At 60.6% G+C, this 15,144-nt stretch carries 15 protein-coding genes; 4 read left to right on the forward strand and 11 right to left on the reverse strand.

What is annotated here, in order from left to right; genetic code table 11:
* The first annotated feature begins 210 nt into the window (after nt 1–210).
* The 4 genes from QZ326_RS02115 to QZ326_RS02130 all read left to right on the forward strand — a co-directional run bounded on the left by QZ326_RS02115 (nt 211) and on the right by QZ326_RS02130 (nt 2,749).
* On the forward strand, nt 211–705 hold the full coding sequence (locus tag QZ326_RS02115; protein WP_295740729.1) for an RNA polymerase sigma factor: 495 nt from the start codon (nt 211–213) through the stop codon (nt 703–705).
* Nucleotides 706–762: 57 nt separating this feature from the next.
* Nucleotides 763–1,653, forward strand: coding sequence for a hypothetical protein (locus QZ326_RS02120; RefSeq protein WP_295740731.1), 891 nt, complete (start codon nt 763–765; stop codon nt 1,651–1,653).
* Between the two features lie 3 nt (nt 1,654–1,656).
* A complete protein-coding gene (locus tag QZ326_RS02125) occupies nt 1,657–2,085 on the forward strand; it encodes a hypothetical protein (RefSeq protein WP_295740733.1) in 429 nt (142 codons plus the stop codon).
* A 190-nt stretch (nt 2,086–2,275) separates the two neighbouring features.
* Nucleotides 2,276–2,749 carry a transposase gene (locus QZ326_RS02130; protein WP_295740735.1) on the forward strand — a complete coding sequence of 158 codons (474 nt, stop codon included), beginning with the start codon at nt 2,276–2,278 and terminating at the stop codon, nt 2,747–2,749.
* A gap of 160 nt (nt 2,750–2,909) precedes the next feature.
* Here the strand turns inward: QZ326_RS02130 and rsfS are convergent, their stop codons facing one another.
* The 11 genes from rsfS to QZ326_RS02185 form a co-directional block, all read right to left on the reverse strand.
* On the reverse strand, nt 2,910–3,272 hold the full coding sequence (gene rsfS, locus QZ326_RS02135; RefSeq protein WP_295740737.1) for a ribosome silencing factor: 363 nt from the start codon (nt 3,270–3,272) through the stop codon (nt 2,910–2,912).
* Between the two features lie 37 nt (nt 3,273–3,309).
* Nucleotides 3,310–4,968: an LCP family protein gene (locus QZ326_RS02140; RefSeq protein ID WP_295740739.1), complete on the reverse strand. Its 1,659-nt coding sequence runs from the start codon at nt 4,966–4,968 to the stop codon at nt 3,310–3,312.
* Between the two features lie 6 nt (nt 4,969–4,974).
* Entirely contained in the window at nt 4,975–6,159 is a 1,185-nt protein-coding gene (nadD, locus tag QZ326_RS02145; protein ID WP_295740741.1) for a nicotinate (nicotinamide) nucleotide adenylyltransferase, read from the reverse strand.
* A gap of 35 nt (nt 6,160–6,194) precedes the next feature.
* Nucleotides 6,195–6,521: a ribosome assembly RNA-binding protein YhbY gene (gene yhbY, locus QZ326_RS02150; protein ID WP_295740743.1), complete on the reverse strand. Its 327-nt coding sequence runs from the start codon at nt 6,519–6,521 to the stop codon at nt 6,195–6,197.
* A gap of 429 nt (nt 6,522–6,950) precedes the next feature.
* A complete protein-coding gene (locus QZ326_RS02155) occupies nt 6,951–7,547 on the reverse strand; it encodes an XTP/dITP diphosphatase (protein ID WP_295740745.1) in 597 nt (198 codons plus the stop codon).
* Nucleotides 7,547–8,269: a ribonuclease PH gene (gene rph, locus QZ326_RS02160; RefSeq protein WP_295740747.1), complete on the reverse strand. Its 723-nt coding sequence runs from the start codon at nt 8,267–8,269 to the stop codon at nt 7,547–7,549. The genes QZ326_RS02155 and rph overlap by 1 nt, the downstream gene beginning before the upstream one ends.
* Before the next feature lie 291 nt (nt 8,270–8,560).
* A complete protein-coding gene (ftsY, locus tag QZ326_RS02165) occupies nt 8,561–9,433 on the reverse strand; it encodes a signal recognition particle-docking protein FtsY (RefSeq protein WP_295740749.1) in 873 nt (290 codons plus the stop codon).
* Nucleotides 9,434–9,449: 16 nt separating this feature from the next.
* A complete protein-coding gene (locus QZ326_RS02170) occupies nt 9,450–9,695 on the reverse strand; it encodes a hypothetical protein (RefSeq protein WP_295740751.1) in 246 nt (81 codons plus the stop codon).
* A complete protein-coding gene (locus QZ326_RS02175) occupies nt 9,692–9,976 on the reverse strand; it encodes a hypothetical protein (RefSeq protein ID WP_295740753.1) in 285 nt (94 codons plus the stop codon). The genes QZ326_RS02170 and QZ326_RS02175 overlap by 4 nt, the downstream gene beginning before the upstream one ends.
* Nucleotides 9,977–9,987: 11 nt before the next feature.
* Nucleotides 9,988–13,554 carry a chromosome segregation protein SMC gene (gene smc, locus QZ326_RS02180; protein WP_295740755.1) on the reverse strand — a complete coding sequence of 1,189 codons (3,567 nt, stop codon included), beginning with the start codon at nt 13,552–13,554 and terminating at the stop codon, nt 9,988–9,990.
* Between the two features lie 372 nt (nt 13,555–13,926).
* Nucleotides 13,927–15,090 (reverse strand): cation diffusion facilitator family transporter, encoded by a 1,164-nt coding sequence (locus QZ326_RS02185; RefSeq protein WP_295740794.1) that lies wholly within the window; start codon nt 15,088–15,090, stop codon nt 13,927–13,929.
* Between the last annotated feature and the right edge of the window lie 54 nt (nt 15,091–15,144).

Consider the following 15,144-nt stretch of genomic DNA (forward strand, 5'->3'; position numbering starts at 1 on the left):
ACTTTTGTCTATTTTGCTCTTATTGTAGATGCACTTATGTGAACACATCCTAGCTACCCTGATCCGTATCGCGACAGCGTTCAATATGACCATCACAGAGTTTCTGGATGTCCCGGAAATCGTTGCCTTTTCGTTTGATGATGACGAGGACTGCTTCGAAGAAGATCTGGATCATGAAGAATTTTCGCCATAAAGGGAGTACGATTCAAAATGGACCATCCGTTCAGCAGGAATTTCGATGATTTTTACATCAGTAACTACCACAGAGTGTTCTACACCGCTTTGCGAACTACGCAGAACTATCATGATTCCGAAGAACTGGTAGATGAAGCCTTTGTCATTTACAGCCAGAAGAGCAAAGAGACTGTTATTGAGAATCCATCCGGCTATGTCATGGGAGTCCTGGGCAATCTCCTGCGAAACTACCTGAAATCCCAGCGCCGTGAAAAATGGTCTTTTCTGCCGTTACATATGATGAACAATTTAACGGCAGATGAGGACAGCTTGCGACGTCCGCTGACTGATATTCTCCCCGCGTCTCTGTTGCCATGGGAACGGGAGATTTTGATTTTGAGATATGAAAAGAATTACTCTTTTGAGGAAATCTCCGCTGAATTGGGGCTGAAAGAGGTCTCCTGCCGCTCCAGACTATGCCGCGCAAAGACCCGCTGTCAAAAATTGATGATGGAAGAAGAAAAAATTTGAAAATCCTGCAACGTTTTTACAGTCTGCGGAAACAATATTAAGTAAGGGGGTGTTTATGTGAATAAGATGTCTGAGCACCAGCGAAGCGGTCCATGCGGCGGAAAGGACTGTGACATGGCTCAAATTTACCAGCATCTTAGAAGCAAAGATCCGACTGAGTTAGCAGATGAACTGGCCGCATTGACCGAGGACGCAGCAAATGGAAATCCAGATTTAGCGCTGATAGACGCCTATTTGGAGATTCTGGACGAAAAAGCCCCGCTGCCATTTGCGGCTGATCCCCAGGAGGCATTGTCGGCCTTTCACGAAAAACACGGGCTGCTGGAGAAAGAGACATCCACTCCCCGCCGCAGGCGCCCGAGATCACCGCACTTCCCAATCAGAGCAGTCGCTTCATTCGCCGCTGTGTTGTTCTGCAGTTCCATACTCGCCCAGGCCTATGGCATCAATATCTGGGGCACCATTGCCCGCGTGACCTCCGAGACTTTCCGGATGGAAAAGGCGGAGGTGCCCTACGCGGAGGTATCCGTGTACCCCATTGCCCAGGGAGAATCTGCGGAATATGGCTCCCTCTCGGAAGCGGTCGAGGCGTTTGGGATTACCGCGCCTCTCGCCCCCACATGGGTGCCTGAACGCTTTGGAACCCCGGAGGCATACGCGATTTACGAAACCAGCGGAATTTGTATCTATATGGATTGCGTAACAGAAGAGGATTTTTTAACCATGCGCTTTATTGAGTCCTCCAGAGCAACGCAGCAAATAGTTGAAAAGGACTCCTCGCCAGACTCCAGCTATTTCTGCAATGAAATTAACCATCACATCATTATAGATCAATCCCTTGCAAAGATTATCTGGTGTAATGGTATCTTTGAATGTCGTATAAGCGGCAGTATTACTGAGGAAGAAGTGCGGAAGATCATAGATTCTATTTACGAGGAACGTGATTGACCAATGAAGAGAACAAAAATTGTATCTTTGCTCCTGCTGATTTGCGTAACGGCCAGTCTTTTATGTGTGCAAGCATCTGCCCGCTCCAGCAACTATCTTGACGCATATAGAGTAGTTTTAACACCGCAAAGCGGTGGGAAAATTGTTATCACCGTGGACGTGGACGGAATTCGCAACATGACGCAGATCGGTGCATCTACAATTTTCCTCTATGAATCTAGAAACGGAACAGACTTTACCCGTATCAAAACATATAACTATGAGGACTATCCCACCATGATGGGCTCTGGAATACATCATTACAAAGATGCCGCCACCTACTATGGCGTAGTCGGACGATACTATTACGCCACCGCTTATTGCTATGCAGGTGATGAGACCGGCTATGACGAAAAGTCTTACACAACAAGCATTGTAAGAGCAAAAGCATAGTTACATATGGAAGGGGGCCGCAGTGGATTTGTGGCCCTCTTTTCCTGGCATGTGGCCTAAAAATAAATAATTAACATGCAGTGGTTATAGAATAAGGTACAATAAGTTGCGCAAATAAAAAGAGACATAGTTTGCCGCCCTCTGGTAGAATGAAGTAACGACACACCATTCAGAGAGGAGACTGTAAACCATGTCTGAGAAGATTGTACAACTGAGCGAAGAAGTCATCAAGGGTCAACTTAAGGAGCTGGTCCGGGGCAGCGTAGAAGAAACACTCACTGAATTGCTGGAGGTGGAGGCCGAAAAACTGACTCAAGCGGCCCGGTACGAACGCAGTGAGGTCCGTCATGGGTACCGCAGCGGTCACTATGACCGGAACCTCACCACCACCTCGGGAGACGTCGGCGCAGAAGAGACGTTTACCCATTGCGGCTTCCTCTCCGCGCATTGGACGCGGATCCGCACCAACAATGTGATCGAGCGGCTCAACCGGGAGATCCGCCGCCGCACCAGGGTGGTGGGGGCCTTTCCGGATAGGAATTCTGCCCTCATGCTGGTCTGCGCCCGGCTCCGCCATGTGGCCGGCACCCAGTGGGGTAACAAGAAGTACATGAATATGAAACACCTGGATGCCGCCTTCGGGGAAGCTGAGCTCATTGGCTGACTGCGTTCAATTCAAAAATCGGCAAACCTATTGGCACATAATTCTTGATACGACCAGCAGCGCGGGGGTTCCTCCCCTGCACCCCGCAAACTCTTGGAAAAAAGCCTAACCAAAAACTTTAGCAGTAAGGCGGGCCGGCGAAAGCCGACCCGCCTTTGGTTTAATTCTCTGTGAGTACGCCGCTGAGGTCCAGGGGCTTGCCGTCCTGCCACAGCCGCTCCAGGTCGTAGAACTCCCGGGCCTCCTGGGAGAAGACGTGGACAGCAAGACACCCGTAGTCCAGCAGCACCCAGGTGCCGTCCCGGTGGCCCTCCCGGTGGAGGGGGGCCTCGCCGGCCTCCTCCTTCAACGCCTTTTCCACAGCGCCGCACAGGGCGTTGATCTGGGTGTTGGAGGTACCGCTGGCGATGACGAAGTAATCCGCCAGCGTGGTGAGGTCCGTGATCTCGATGGCGGAAATCTCCTTGCCCTTTTTCTCGTCCAGGGCCCTTGCCGCGATGATTGCCAGTTCCTTCGGTGTCATGGGCTCGTTCCTCTCTTTCTATTTGATATTGATGATTCTATTCCACAGGGACGGGGTCGATGATGACAAAGCCGGGGTCCGCGGGCTCCGGGGGCGGGACGGGCTCGCCGGAGGCTCCGGGATCGGTCACGCCGGCGTCCGGCGGGACCGTTGTGCCGGGGTCCGTGATGCCGGGACTGTTGGGATCCAGGGTCCCCGGGTCCACCATGCCGGGATTGGATGTCCCCGGATCTGCCGTACCGGGGTCCACCGTACCGGGATTGTTGGGGACGGTAGTCCCCGGGTCTGTGACGCCGGGGCTGTTGGGGTCGATCACTCCCGGATTGCCGGGATCAACGACGCCGGGATTGTCCGGGTCCGTGACCACAGGGGGAACGGCCAGGATGCCCTCCATGATCTCCCCGGTCTCCGGATCAATGAGGAAGCCGGTCTCCGGGTCGTAGGGGTTTCCGTTGGCGTCCAGGGCCCAGTCGTTCTCCGGCTCGCCGGAGGGTATGTCCGGCGGCAGAGCCGCCACCTTGTCCTCCACGTAGCCGGTGGAGGAGCTGAGACTGCCGTCGGCGTTCACGGACATGATGTCCAGGTCCCGCCGGGTGAAGACCTCCACATAGGGGCTGAGCTTGTTGTTCACAATGTCCAGCAGCTGCCCGGCGATGGGGGCCACATAAGACTGCATATTGCCAACGGTGGGGCTCCAGGCATTGGCATATCGGAATGGCATGGAGAGGAACTCCACATTGTCCACATTCAGCCCGCCCAGGATGGCTTTCTGGGCAAACCAGAATATCTCCTGGAATGCGAGGTCCGTCTCCACGCACTCGTCAAAGACCTTAGCGATCTTGTTGATGTTACCCACGTTTTTAATGGTCATCATCTGTTTGATGACCGCCTTTAAGAAGTCCTGCTGGAGTTTGATCCGGCCATCGTCGCCGATACCGGTATGATAGCCGTAGGGGCTGTCTTTATCATTTTTTCGCCAGCGAATGATCTGCATGGCGTCGTTGCCGTTTAAGTGCCGCAGGCCCGGGGCCTGCTCGATCACCAAATCCTGGTAAGGGTCGTGGTAGTCCATGGGATAGGGGTTGTTGAAGTCCACGCCGCCGATGGCGTCCACCAGCTTGCCCACGGCCTCCCACTCCACTACCACCTGATAGTCCGGCTCAAAGCCCACCAGCTGGGAAACCTCCTTGTACAGCGCCTGGATACCCCGTTCCCCGCCGCCGTAGTGAAGGTAGACGGAGTTGATTTTCTTCACATCCCAAGGGACGTTGACCATGGTGTCCCGGGGAATGGACATCACCGTGGCCTTCTGGTTGGTCACGTCGTAACTGGCCAGCAGCATGGTGTCCGTGTGGCCGCCGCCGCCGGTATCCAGCCCCAGGATCAGCACGGTGTAGAAGTCCTCGCTCTTGCGCTCACCGCCGGCCCGGGGACGGATGCCCTCGCCGTAATCAATCTCCTCGATCTCCTCCGTGCCGTCGTCCTTCTTGGTGAAGATGGCGCCGCCCCGGCGGTTGTCCAGATCCGGGCGGGCAAAGACGCTCCGCCACGCCAGCACACCGCCCACCGCCACTGCCAGAACCGCCGCCACGGCGATCATGATCTTCTGCTGTTTGGTAAACCGGCTGGGCTTTTTCGGTTTTGGGGGTTTCTTTTCCAGGCGGTTCCCACCCGCGTGTCTCTGTTCTCTTTCCACTGATCCTTATCCTTTCAAGAAATCCCGCGCCTCCAGGGTGGCGTGGTGCACTGGGTTTCCCATCCCCCGCATTTCCTCAATGGTCATCTCCAGGCCCGTCAGCAGGCCCTTGTCCAGATCCTCATAACACACTTTGCGCAGTCTGTCCACCCCGGGAAAATCCCGGCTGGGCTCGATATAGTCCGCAAGATAGATGATTTTCTCCAGAAGAGTCATGTTGGCGTGACCGGTAGTGTGCCACCGGATGGCGCTGTAAATCTCATCGTCCACGCCGAACACGTCCCGGGCAACCTCGGCGCCGGTCCTGGCGTGGAGGAGCTTCAAGGCCCTCTGCTCCAGCCCGTCCAGCTGGATGCCGTACTGCCGGCACAGGGACAGCTGCTCCTCCATGTCCAGCTTTTTCGTGCAGTCGTGGAGGAGGGCGGCCCTGCGGGCCTTCTCCACATCGGCGCCGTACCGTACCGCCAGGCGGATGGCCTCCTGCTCCGTGCCCAGCACGTGAGGGATGCGCCGGTGGTTCAAATAGCTCAGGGCCGCGGGCCGCAGCCGGCTGAGAGGAAGGTGTTTCAGGTCCGCCGCCGTGCCGTAGAGCCCCTCCCGCAGGATCAGGCCGTACACCGCCGGGGCCAGACAGTTGGCTCCGCCCCCCGCCGCCAGCTGCTCCCGCAGATCCGTGGAGGAGATGTCCACCACGCCGGGAATAGTCAGCGTAAAGAGCCGCGCCTGGGGAAAACTCTTATAAAGGTAGTCCCGCTGGGCGGCGAACAGCTCCTCCGTGTCCGCCTCCGTGCGGCCAAAGGCGGCGATGCCCGCCAGAGACAGGATTGTCTCCGGCTCATGCCAACGGTGGAGGGTCAGGAACATGTCCGCCCCCATCAGCAGCCACAGCTCGTCCTCCGGATATAGGGCATGGAGCCGGGTCAGGGTGTCGGACGTATAGCTCCGTCCCTCCCGGCGGAGCTCCAGGTCCAGCACCTCCGCCCGGTCCCCCATCTCCGCCGCCGCCAGCCGGGTCAGGGCCAGCCGCTGCTCCGGCGCGGGACTGTCCGGGGGCAGGTCCTTGTGGGGCGGCTGGCCGTCGGGGACGATCAGAAGCCTGTCCAGTTTCAGCAGCGCAAACACCGCCCGGGCCGCGGTAATATGGCCCAGATGGGGCGGGTTGAAAGTGCCGCCGTAAATTCCGATTTTCAAACAGGAACCCCCTTTTTCTTGGGAATCACATTTGGTCAGGTTTTCGGGCGTTTGCTCTTCACCAGCTGGATGCGCTTTTCCCTGGGCTTGGAGTGGCTCTCCCGGTACAGCACGAACTTGGTGCCGATGACCTGCACCACCTCGCTGCGGGTGGCCTTGGCCAGCTCCGCCGCCGCGCTTCGGGCGTCGTATTCGATATTATTCTCCAAAACCCGGCCTTTGATGAGCTCCCGGGCCTCCAGGGCGTCGTCGGCCTGCTTGACGAGATTTTCGCCGATGCCGTCCTTGCCCACCTGGAGAATGGTGCCGATGGTGTTTGCCAGGCCCCTCAGCTGGGCCCGCTGTTTGCTTGTCAGTTCCATGGATCTGCCTTTCTGTTTTCAGGCTTCGTTTCTGTGGCGTTCATATGGATCAACGGTCCGTAGAACGCGCGGGATAAAAGTTTCGCCGGCCTTTTCAAAGGCCGTGGGGTGCAGGGGCAAATCCCCTGCTCGCGCCCCGCAGGGTACGAAAGAACCCCAGCGGGAAGGCTGCGCCGCAGAACTTCTCGTTGACCGCCCCTCCGGCACGGCCTTCCAGCGCCTTTGCCGCCGGAGGCGTCAAACAGCCCCACTTTTAATGATTTGCGTCTCCTGCATTCTGACGTTCTAAAATGAGACAAGCACGATGCGGGCTTCGCCCTGCGTACCCTGGATACGATTCCGGCACGGGCTTCGCCCTGCACCCCGCAAACCTTTGAAAAGGTTTGATCCAAACTTTTTTCCGGCTTCGCCCTTTTCTCTTTTGGACGGTTACTTTTTGAGATAAGTTCCCAGCTTCTCCACAAATTCCGCCAGAGCTTTCCCCCGGTGGGATATCTCCGCCTTCTCCTCCGCCGTCAGCTGGGCGAAGGTCTTTGCCTTCTGCGGCACGAAAAACACCGGGTCGTAGCCAAAGCCGTTCTCCCCCATGGGGGCAAAGGCGATGGTGCCGCCGCAGGTCCCCTCCGCCGCCAGCTCATCGCCGTTGGGAAAGGCGCAGGCCACGGCGCAGGCGAAGTGGGCCGCCCGGGTGGTCTGGCCCCGCATACTGTTCAGCAGCAGCGTATACCGCCCCCGGTCGTCCAGATCCTCCCCGCCGTAGCGGGCGGAATAGACCCCGGGACCGCCGTTCAGGGCGTCCACGCAGAGGCCGGAGTCGTCGGCGATGGCGGGCAGGCCCGCCGCGGCACAGATGGCCCTGGCTTTCAGCATGGCGTTTTCAGCAAAGGTGGTCCCGGTCTCCTCCACATCCACGGCAATGCCCAGGTCCGCAGGGGAGACCACTTGGACGCCGAGCTTTGACAATATGCCGGACATTTCTTTCAATTTATTGGCGTTATGGGTCGCCAGCACAAATTTTTCTGACATCAGAGCGCTCCTCCCAAGGCTTCTTTTTGAATGGCCAGCAGCTCCCGGCAGCCCTTGGCGCACAGCCGCACCAGCTCCTGCTGCTCCGCCGGGGTGAAGGCCCGGCCCTCGCCGGTACCCTGGAGCTCGATCAGCCCCCCGGCCTCGTTCATCACACAGTTCAGGTCCACCTGGGCGCGGCTGTCCTCGCTGTACTGGAGGTCCAGCAGGGCCGTGTCGTCCACAATGCCGGCAGAGATGCCGGTGACGAAGTGCCGGATGGGGCTGGCCCCCAGGACGCCGTCCGCCGCCAACTTTTTGCAGGCCAGGGCCAGCGCGATGAATCCCCCGGTGACGGAGGCGGTACGGGTACCGCCGTCCCCTTGGAGCACATCGCAGTCGATGGTGATGGTCCGCTCTCCCAATTTTTTCATATCCACGGCGGCCCGGAGGGACCGGCCCACCAGCCGCTGGATCTCGGCGCTGCGGGGACTGAGCTTCAATTTGGCCACGTCCCGGCGGCTCCGCTCCCGGTTGGCCCGGGGGAGCATGGAGTACTCGGCGGTAACCCATCCCTCCCCGTAGGGCACGTGGGGCGGGGTCTTGTCCTCCACGCTGGCGCAGCAGAGGACTTTCGTATCGCCGCACTCAATGAGGCAGCTGCCCTCGGCAAATTTGATAAATCCCGTGGTGACCTTCACCGGGCGCAGTTCATCAAAGGCCCGGCCGTCAGCTCGATTCATTGGATTTCCTCTCTTTCTCTCAGCGGCCCCGCCGGAGGGTTTCCAGCAGATACGCGGCCCTGTCATAGTTGTTTTTGTGAACATAAAGCGTATAGAATATATCCCGTTCGAAACCTCCGCCCAGGCGGCTCCGCCGTTCCATGGCGCGGGCCGTACCCCCCCGCGCCGGCGGAGCTGGCAATCCCCTGGGCGGCAAGCGCCTCCTGAATTCGCAGCAGCTCCTGCAGGGAATTCACCTGGGCAACTTTCCGGCGGCTGAAAAGCATCATGGGGGCTCCTTTCCCGAAGCGGTCAAATAATCGCTTCCGCGTATTCCTCCGCGTCAAAGGGCTTCAAATCGTCAATGCCCTCGCCCACGCCAGCCAGCTTCACAGGGACGCCCAGCTCCCGGGCGATGGCCACGGCGATGCCGCCCTTGGCAGTGCCGTCCAGCTTGGTGAGGACGATACCCGTGAGGCCCGCCGTCTCCTTGAACGTCCTGGCCTGGATGAGGCCGTTCTGGCCCGTGGTGGCGTCCAGCACCAGCAGGGTCTCCCGGGCCGCGCCGGGACACTCCCGGTCGATAATCTTGCTGAGCTTGCTGAGCTCCGCCATGAGATTGGCCTTGTTGTGGAGCCGTCCGGCGGTGTCGCACAACACCACGTCCACGCCACGGGCCCTGGCGGCCTGGAGGGCGTCAAAGAGAACCGCGCCGGGGTCCGCCCCCTCGTGCTGGCGGACGATCTCGCACCCGGCCCGCTGCGCCCAGATCTCCAGCTGGTCGGCGGCGGCGGCCCGGAAGGTGTCCGCCGCGCACAGCAGCACCCGCTTGCCCCCCAGCTTCAAAAGATGGGCCACTTTGCCGATGGAGGTGGTCTTGCCCACGCCGTTGACGCCGATGAACAGCATGACGCTGGGGGCGGTGGAGACGTTCAGCTCCGTGGTGCCCACGTCCAGCAGCTCCACCAGCACCTGCCGCAGGGCGGCCCGGACGGCCTCCTGGTCCTGGAGCTTTTCCTTCCGCACCCTCTCCCGCAGGCGCTCCACGGCCTCCATGGCGGTCTCTACGCCCAGGTCCGCCAGGATCAGCGTCTCCTCCAGCTCCTCAAAAAAGGCTTCGTCCGCCTCGGTGAAGGTGGAGAAGAGATTGGTAGTGATCTTTTTCAGCTTGTCAAAAAAGCCCATAGTATCCTCCAGAACGTCAAGATTCCTCTTGATCCTTTTTTGAGTATTTCACAGTGCGGTCCACGGCCTTGCCGCAGTAACGGCAGTGGAGCTCGTGCTTGCGGCCCAGAAACTTGCCGCAGTGGGGACACCGCCACCACATATTATAGAGCCCCAGGGCGGCCAGGAGCATCACGGCGCCCGCCACGCCGTTTACAAGGGCGGCAAACAGCCCTCCGACGGCCAGGGCGGCCACAATATAATCCTTTTGTCGCAGACTCATGATTGGTCTCCTTTCCGGCCGGGTTTTTCGTCCCAGTCGATTTTCTTTCCGCAGTGCTGGCAGTACTGGCCGTCGTTCCGCTCCAGCCAGCTGCCACAGTGGGAACAGCGTATCCAGCGGAGGCCGAGAACAACTCCCGCGGCCACGGCCAGAAGGGCGGCGGCAGTAATCACCTCCGCTTCGGCGTGGTCCAGCAGTCCCGCTGATACCGCCAGAAGCAGCAGGGCCGGCACGCCCACCATGACGGCAATCACCGTGTACTTCTTCTGCCGCAAGCTCATACAGCTGCCTCCTATTCAATGTCCAGTTCCTTTGCCATGTCGTTGAGATTGATGGTCAAAATCTTGGAGACGCCCTGCTCCTGCATGGTGATGCCGTAGAGCACGTCGGCCTCCTCCATGGTGCCCCGGCGGTGGGTGATGACGATGAACTGGGTCCGCCCCGCCAGGGTGCGCATATAGCGGGCGTAGCGGGTGACGTTCACGTCGTCCAGCGCCGCCTCGATCTCGTCCATGACGCAGAAGGGCGTGGGATGTACCTTTAGGATGGAGAAATACAGGGCGATGGCCACGAAGGCCTTCTCGCCGCCGGAGAGGAGGGAGATGGTTTTCAGGGTCTTCCCCGGGGGCTGGGCCTTGATCTCGATGCCGCAGCCCAGGATGTCTGTCTCGTCCTCCAGCTCCAGCCGGGCCTGCCCGCCGCCGAAGAGCTCCACAAAGGTGGTCTGGAAGCTCTCGGAGAGGAGCTTGAACTGCTGGGCGAAGATGCGGGTCATCTCCGCCGTGATCTCCCCGATGATCTTCTCCAAATCCGCCTTGGCGCCCTCCACGTCGTCCCGCTGGCCGGTGAGGTAGGTATACCGGGTGTTCACCCGGTCGTACTCTTCGATGGCGCCGATGTTTGGCGTGCCCAGGGCGGAGATGTCCCGCTTCAGCTCGCCGATGCGGCGGGTGGCCTTGGGCACGCTCTCCAACTCGATCCGCTGTGCCTGGGCGTCGGAATGGCTCAGCTCGTAGTGCTCCCAGAGCCGGTCTAAAATCTGTTTTTCCTCCAGGGCGGAGGTGGCGATCTTCTGTTCCAGCTTGGAGGCAGAGCGCTCCAGGTTCAAAAGGCTCTCGTTCATCTCCTGGCTGGCCCGGTTCTGGGCGGTGCGCCGGGCCTCCAGAGCCAGTTTCTCCTCGTTCAGGGCTTGAAGCCGGGCCTGGAAGGCCTCGCCCCGGGCGGTGAGCCCCGCGATGGTCTCCCGCCGCCGGGCGATCTCAGATTCGGCCTCGTCGATATGGGCCTGATAGGCCCGGACTGCCTCCTCCTTCTGGGCCCGGTCACCCCCCAGGTCGGCAGAGAGGCGGCGCAGATCCGCCGCCCGTCCGGCGGCGGCCTCCCGCTGGGCGGTCAGGGCCGCCAGCTCCTCTTTCTTCCCGGCGATCTCCTCCGCCAGGGCGTTGGACTCCGCCAGCAGCTCCGACTGCCGGTCCAGTCCCGCCTCCGCCTGGGAGCGGTAAACGGCGGCCTGGGCCTCCTGCGCGGCGATCTGCTCCCCGGCTGCTTCTGCCTTCCGGGTGTTGTCCGCCAGCCGGCCGGCGAGGCTCTCCAGCTCGCCCTCCAGGTTCTCCAGATTCTCCCGCAGGGACCGCAGAAGAATATCAAAATGGCTCTTGGTGCCCTCCAGACGCAGCACCTCGTCCTCAGCCTGGCGGCGCTGGCTCTCCGCGGTCTCCAGCTCGTACTGGGCGGCGGCCAGCTCCCGGTTCGCCGCCTCCTCCGCCTGTCTGGCCTCCTCCAGGGCCCGGTGCATGGCCCCGGCGCGGCTGTTCAGCTTTTGAAGCTCCGCCGCCCGGCTCAGCACGCCCGCCGAGCGGGATGTGGAGCCACCGGTCATGGAGCCGCCCCGGTTGATAACCTGACCGTCCAGGGTGACGATGCGGAAGGCGTTCTGGTACTTCCGGGCCATGGCAATGCCGCAGTCCATGTCCTCGGCGATCACTGTGCGGCCCAGAAGGCTCTCAAAGATGTTCCGGTACTTTTCCTCAAAGGCGATGAGGCGGGAGGCCAGCCCCACAAAGCCGAATTCGCTCTCCACGCCCTGCTGCCGCAGTTCGCCGCCCCGGATGGCGGTGAGCGGCAGGAAGGTGGCCCGGCCTCCGTCCCTCTGCTTGAGGTAGTTGATGGCGCTCTTGGCGTCCTCCTCCCGGTCCACCACGATGTTCTGGAGGCCAGCCCCCAGGGCGATCTCAATGGCCAGGCTGTATTTTCCGTCGGTCCTCATCAGGTTCGCCACAGGACCGTGGATGCCCCGCAGGCTGCCCCTGGCCTGCATCACGGTCTTGACGGCCTTGGAGAAGCCCTCGTACTCCTTCTCCATCTCTGTCAGCAAACGGATGCGGTTGTCCAAGGCGCCGGCGTCCATGGTCAGCTTCACCCGTTGCTCCGCGGCGGTGGCGGCTTTCTTCTTCCGCTCCTCCATCCGCAGGCTGTGGCCGGCGATGATGTTGGCCGCAGCCTCCGCCTCGTCCCGGGCGTCCTCCAACGCCCGCCGGTTGGCTTTGGCCTCCTGTTCCACCTCCTTCAGCTGGGCCTCCCCCGCTGTCTTCTCCGCTTCCACGGCGCCCTTTCGCTCCTCAATCTGGCCCCGCTCCGCGGCCAGGGCGGCGGCCTCAGCCCGCTGGTCCGCCGCGGCGGCCACAGCAATGGCCTCCTTGGCCCGCAGGGACTCCGCCTCGTCCTGGGCTCCGCCGGCTCTGTCGGCGGCGGCCTGGGCCTGGGCCAGCAGCCCCTCCAGATCCGCGCTCAGGACCGCCAGCGCGGCGTCGATCTCCGCCATGCGGGCCTCCTGCTCCTCCGCCTGTCTCTGGAGGCTCCCGGAGCGGCTCTCCGTCTCTTCCAGCTCCCGGCGGGAACGCTGAATATTTTCCTGATTGTGGGCGATGGTGCTCTCCAGCACGGCCACGGCGGACTCCTGCTCCGTCACCTGGCCGCCCAGGGCGGCAGCCTCCGTTCGGATGGCCTCGGCTTCCACATCTTTGGCCCGCATCTTTTCCCCGAACTGCTCCCCCTCGGCATAGAGGGCGTCCAGAGCGGACCGGGCCTCGTCCCGGGCTGCCTCGGCGGCCCGGAAATCCGTCTCCAGCTTCCGGGCGGCAATTTTCAGATTGTCAAGATTCTCCAGCCACACGGAGATCTCCAAAAGCCGCAGCTCGTCCCGGAGAACCAGGTACTTTTTGGCCTTCTCCGCCTGGTCCCGCAAAGGCTCCACCTGGAGTTCCAGCTCCGCGATCTTGTCGTTGATCCGCACCAGATTCTCCTGGGTGCGCTCCAGCTTCCGCTCGGAGTCCTCCTTCCGGTGGCGGAACTTGGAGATGCCGGCGGCCTCCTCAAAGATCTCCCGCCGGTCGCCGCTGCGGGTGGACAAAATCTCATCGATCTTGCCTTGTCCAATGATGGAGTAGCCCTCCTTGCCCATGCCGGTGTCCATGAACAGCTCCGTCACGTCCTTGAGGCGGACGAACTGGCGGTTGATGTAATACTCGCTCTCGCCGCTGCGGTAGTACCGGCGGGTCACCGCCACCTCCGACTCCTCCATGGAGGGGAAGATACCCTCGGTGTTGTCCAGCACCAGCGTCACCTGGGCGAAGCCTACCTGGGTCCGCTTCTCCGTGCCGCCGAAAATGACATCCTCCATCTTGGCCCCCCGCAGGCCCTTGGCGCTCTGCTCGCCCATGACCCAGCGGATGGCGTCGGAGATGTTGCTCTTGCCGGAGCCGTTGGGGCCCACAATGGCGGTAATGTCCTCTCCGAAGTTCAGAACGGTCTTGTCTGGAAAGGATTTGAAGCCTTGAATTTCCAATGCTTTTAGGTACACAATTTCACCTCGTCGGATTTTCACATACTATAACTAAAATACTATACCAGAGAAACAGCAGATTTTCAAGAGGCAGGTTTCCACGGGAGTGTCCTCTTCGCAGATTTTATGCAGGGGTCGGCTCTGCAAAGCCACGGCCGCAAAAACAAAATCTCGGATGATAAAATGCGCGGTCAGACACTTCCGCGAAAACTGGAATGTCCAACGGCGAGAGATTTTTTTGCCAAATAAAACAAAGTTTTACAGGCGGGCCGCCGCCTGGCAAAAAAATTTAGCGAAGAGCGGCGGAAAAATATCCGCCGTTTGTGCGTTTTGACATTTATCAAACAGAGCGTCCCGGGAGGCACCGCCTCCTGGGACGCTCTTTCTATATCAGGTATAGGACCGCTCCACGCGGACCACGGCATAGTAACTCCCGTCCAGCGCCCGGACGGCGGTGCGGATTTTCTCCTCCACCGTTTTGTCACTGAGGCGGAAGTCATAGGGTACCACTGCGTCGAAGATTACATTGGTGTGGGTAGGGCCGGAGACCATACGGAAGTCGTGAATCGTGACGGCGTCGTCAATGCAGCGGACCAGATCCGCCACCCGGCGGCGGATATCCTCCGTCAGGGCGTTGTCGGTGTCCACCGGGTCCATGTGGATGACAGCTTCGCAGCCCAATTGCTCCCGCAGCTCCTTTTCCACGTTGTCAATTTCATCGTGGAGGGCCAGCACGTCCTGACTGGCAGGGACCTCGGCATGGAGGGAGATCATCACCCGGCCGGGACCGTAATCGTGGACGATCAGATCGTGGATGCCGATAATCCCGGCATGGGCCATCACCAGTTCCCGGATGCGGGAGACAAACTCGTGGGTGGGCGGAGCGCCCAGCAGGGGGTCAATGGTCTCCTTGGCGGCCTTGACGCCGGACCAGAGGATAAAGGCGGCCACCAGCAGGCCCGCCCAGCCGTCGATCCGTTTTCCCGTGAAATGACCCACCAGCGTGGCCGCCAGGACCGCGGCGGTGGCTGCGCTGTCGCAGAGGGAATCCGCAGCAGTGGCCCGCATGGCAGTGGAGTCCAGCTGCCGGCCCAGCCGCCAGTTGTAAAAGGCCATATAGAGCTTGACGCCTATGGAGACGCACAAAATGGCAATGACCAGCGGGGCGGCCGTCACCGCCGCGGGACGCAGAATTTTGGAGACAGAGGACTGGAGCAGTTCCCAGCCCATCAGCAAAATCAGTACCGACACGCCAAGGCCCGAGAGGTATTCGATCCGCCCGTGGCCGAAGGGGTGGTGGGCGTCCGGCTTCTGCCCCGCCAGCTGGAAGCCCAGCAGCGTGATGGCAGAGGAGGCGGCGTCGGAGAGATTGTTGAAGGCGTCGGCCGTAATGGCCACGGAGCCGGCCAGGCGGCCCGCCAGGAGCTTGCCCGCGAAGAGCAAAATATTCAAAAGAATGCCCACCGCGCCGCAGAGAATCCCCCAGGCCTTGCGGAGAGCGGCGGGATCCCGGCCGTCCGGCGGAATAAACAGCCGGGAGAGCAGGGTAATCATGGGATCAAATCCTTTCATACCGGACTTCCGGGAAAGTCCAATATCAGAAATCAG

Origin of the sequence: uncultured Oscillibacter sp. (genome assembly GCF_910587525.1) — a bacterium.
In the GTDB taxonomy this organism is placed as follows: domain Bacteria; phylum Bacillota; class Clostridia; order Oscillospirales; family Oscillospiraceae; genus Oscillibacter.

Coding starts and splice junctions, on each gene's coding strand:
- QZ326_RS02115 (WP_295740729.1), top strand. CDS start 211: ATGGACCATCCGTTCAGCAGGAATTTCGATGATTTTTACATCAGTAAC.
- QZ326_RS02125 (WP_295740733.1), top strand. CDS start 1,657: ATGAAGAGAACAAAAATTGTATCTTTGCTCCTGCTGATTTGCGTAACG.
- QZ326_RS02130 (WP_295740735.1), top strand. CDS start 2,276: ATGTCTGAGAAGATTGTACAACTGAGCGAAGAAGTCATCAAGGGTCAA.
- rsfS (WP_295740737.1), bottom strand. CDS start 3,272: ATGACACCGAAGGAACTGGCAATCATCGCGGCAAGGGCCCTGGACGAG.
- yhbY (WP_295740743.1), bottom strand. CDS start 6,521: ATGGAACTGACAAGCAAACAGCGGGCCCAGCTGAGGGGCCTGGCAAAC.
- QZ326_RS02155 (WP_295740745.1), bottom strand. CDS start 7,547: ATGTCAGAAAAATTTGTGCTGGCGACCCATAACGCCAATAAATTGAAA.
- rph (WP_295740747.1), bottom strand. CDS start 8,269: ATGAATCGAGCTGACGGCCGGGCCTTTGATGAACTGCGCCCGGTGAAG.
- ftsY (WP_295740749.1), bottom strand. CDS start 9,433: ATGGGCTTTTTTGACAAGCTGAAAAAGATCACTACCAATCTCTTCTCC.
- QZ326_RS02170 (WP_295740751.1), bottom strand. CDS start 9,695: ATGAGTCTGCGACAAAAGGATTATATTGTGGCCGCCCTGGCCGTCGGA.
- QZ326_RS02175 (WP_295740753.1), bottom strand. CDS start 9,976: ATGAGCTTGCGGCAGAAGAAGTACACGGTGATTGCCGTCATGGTGGGC.
- QZ326_RS02185 (WP_295740794.1), bottom strand. CDS start 15,090: ATGATTACCCTGCTCTCCCGGCTGTTTATTCCGCCGGACGGCCGGGAT.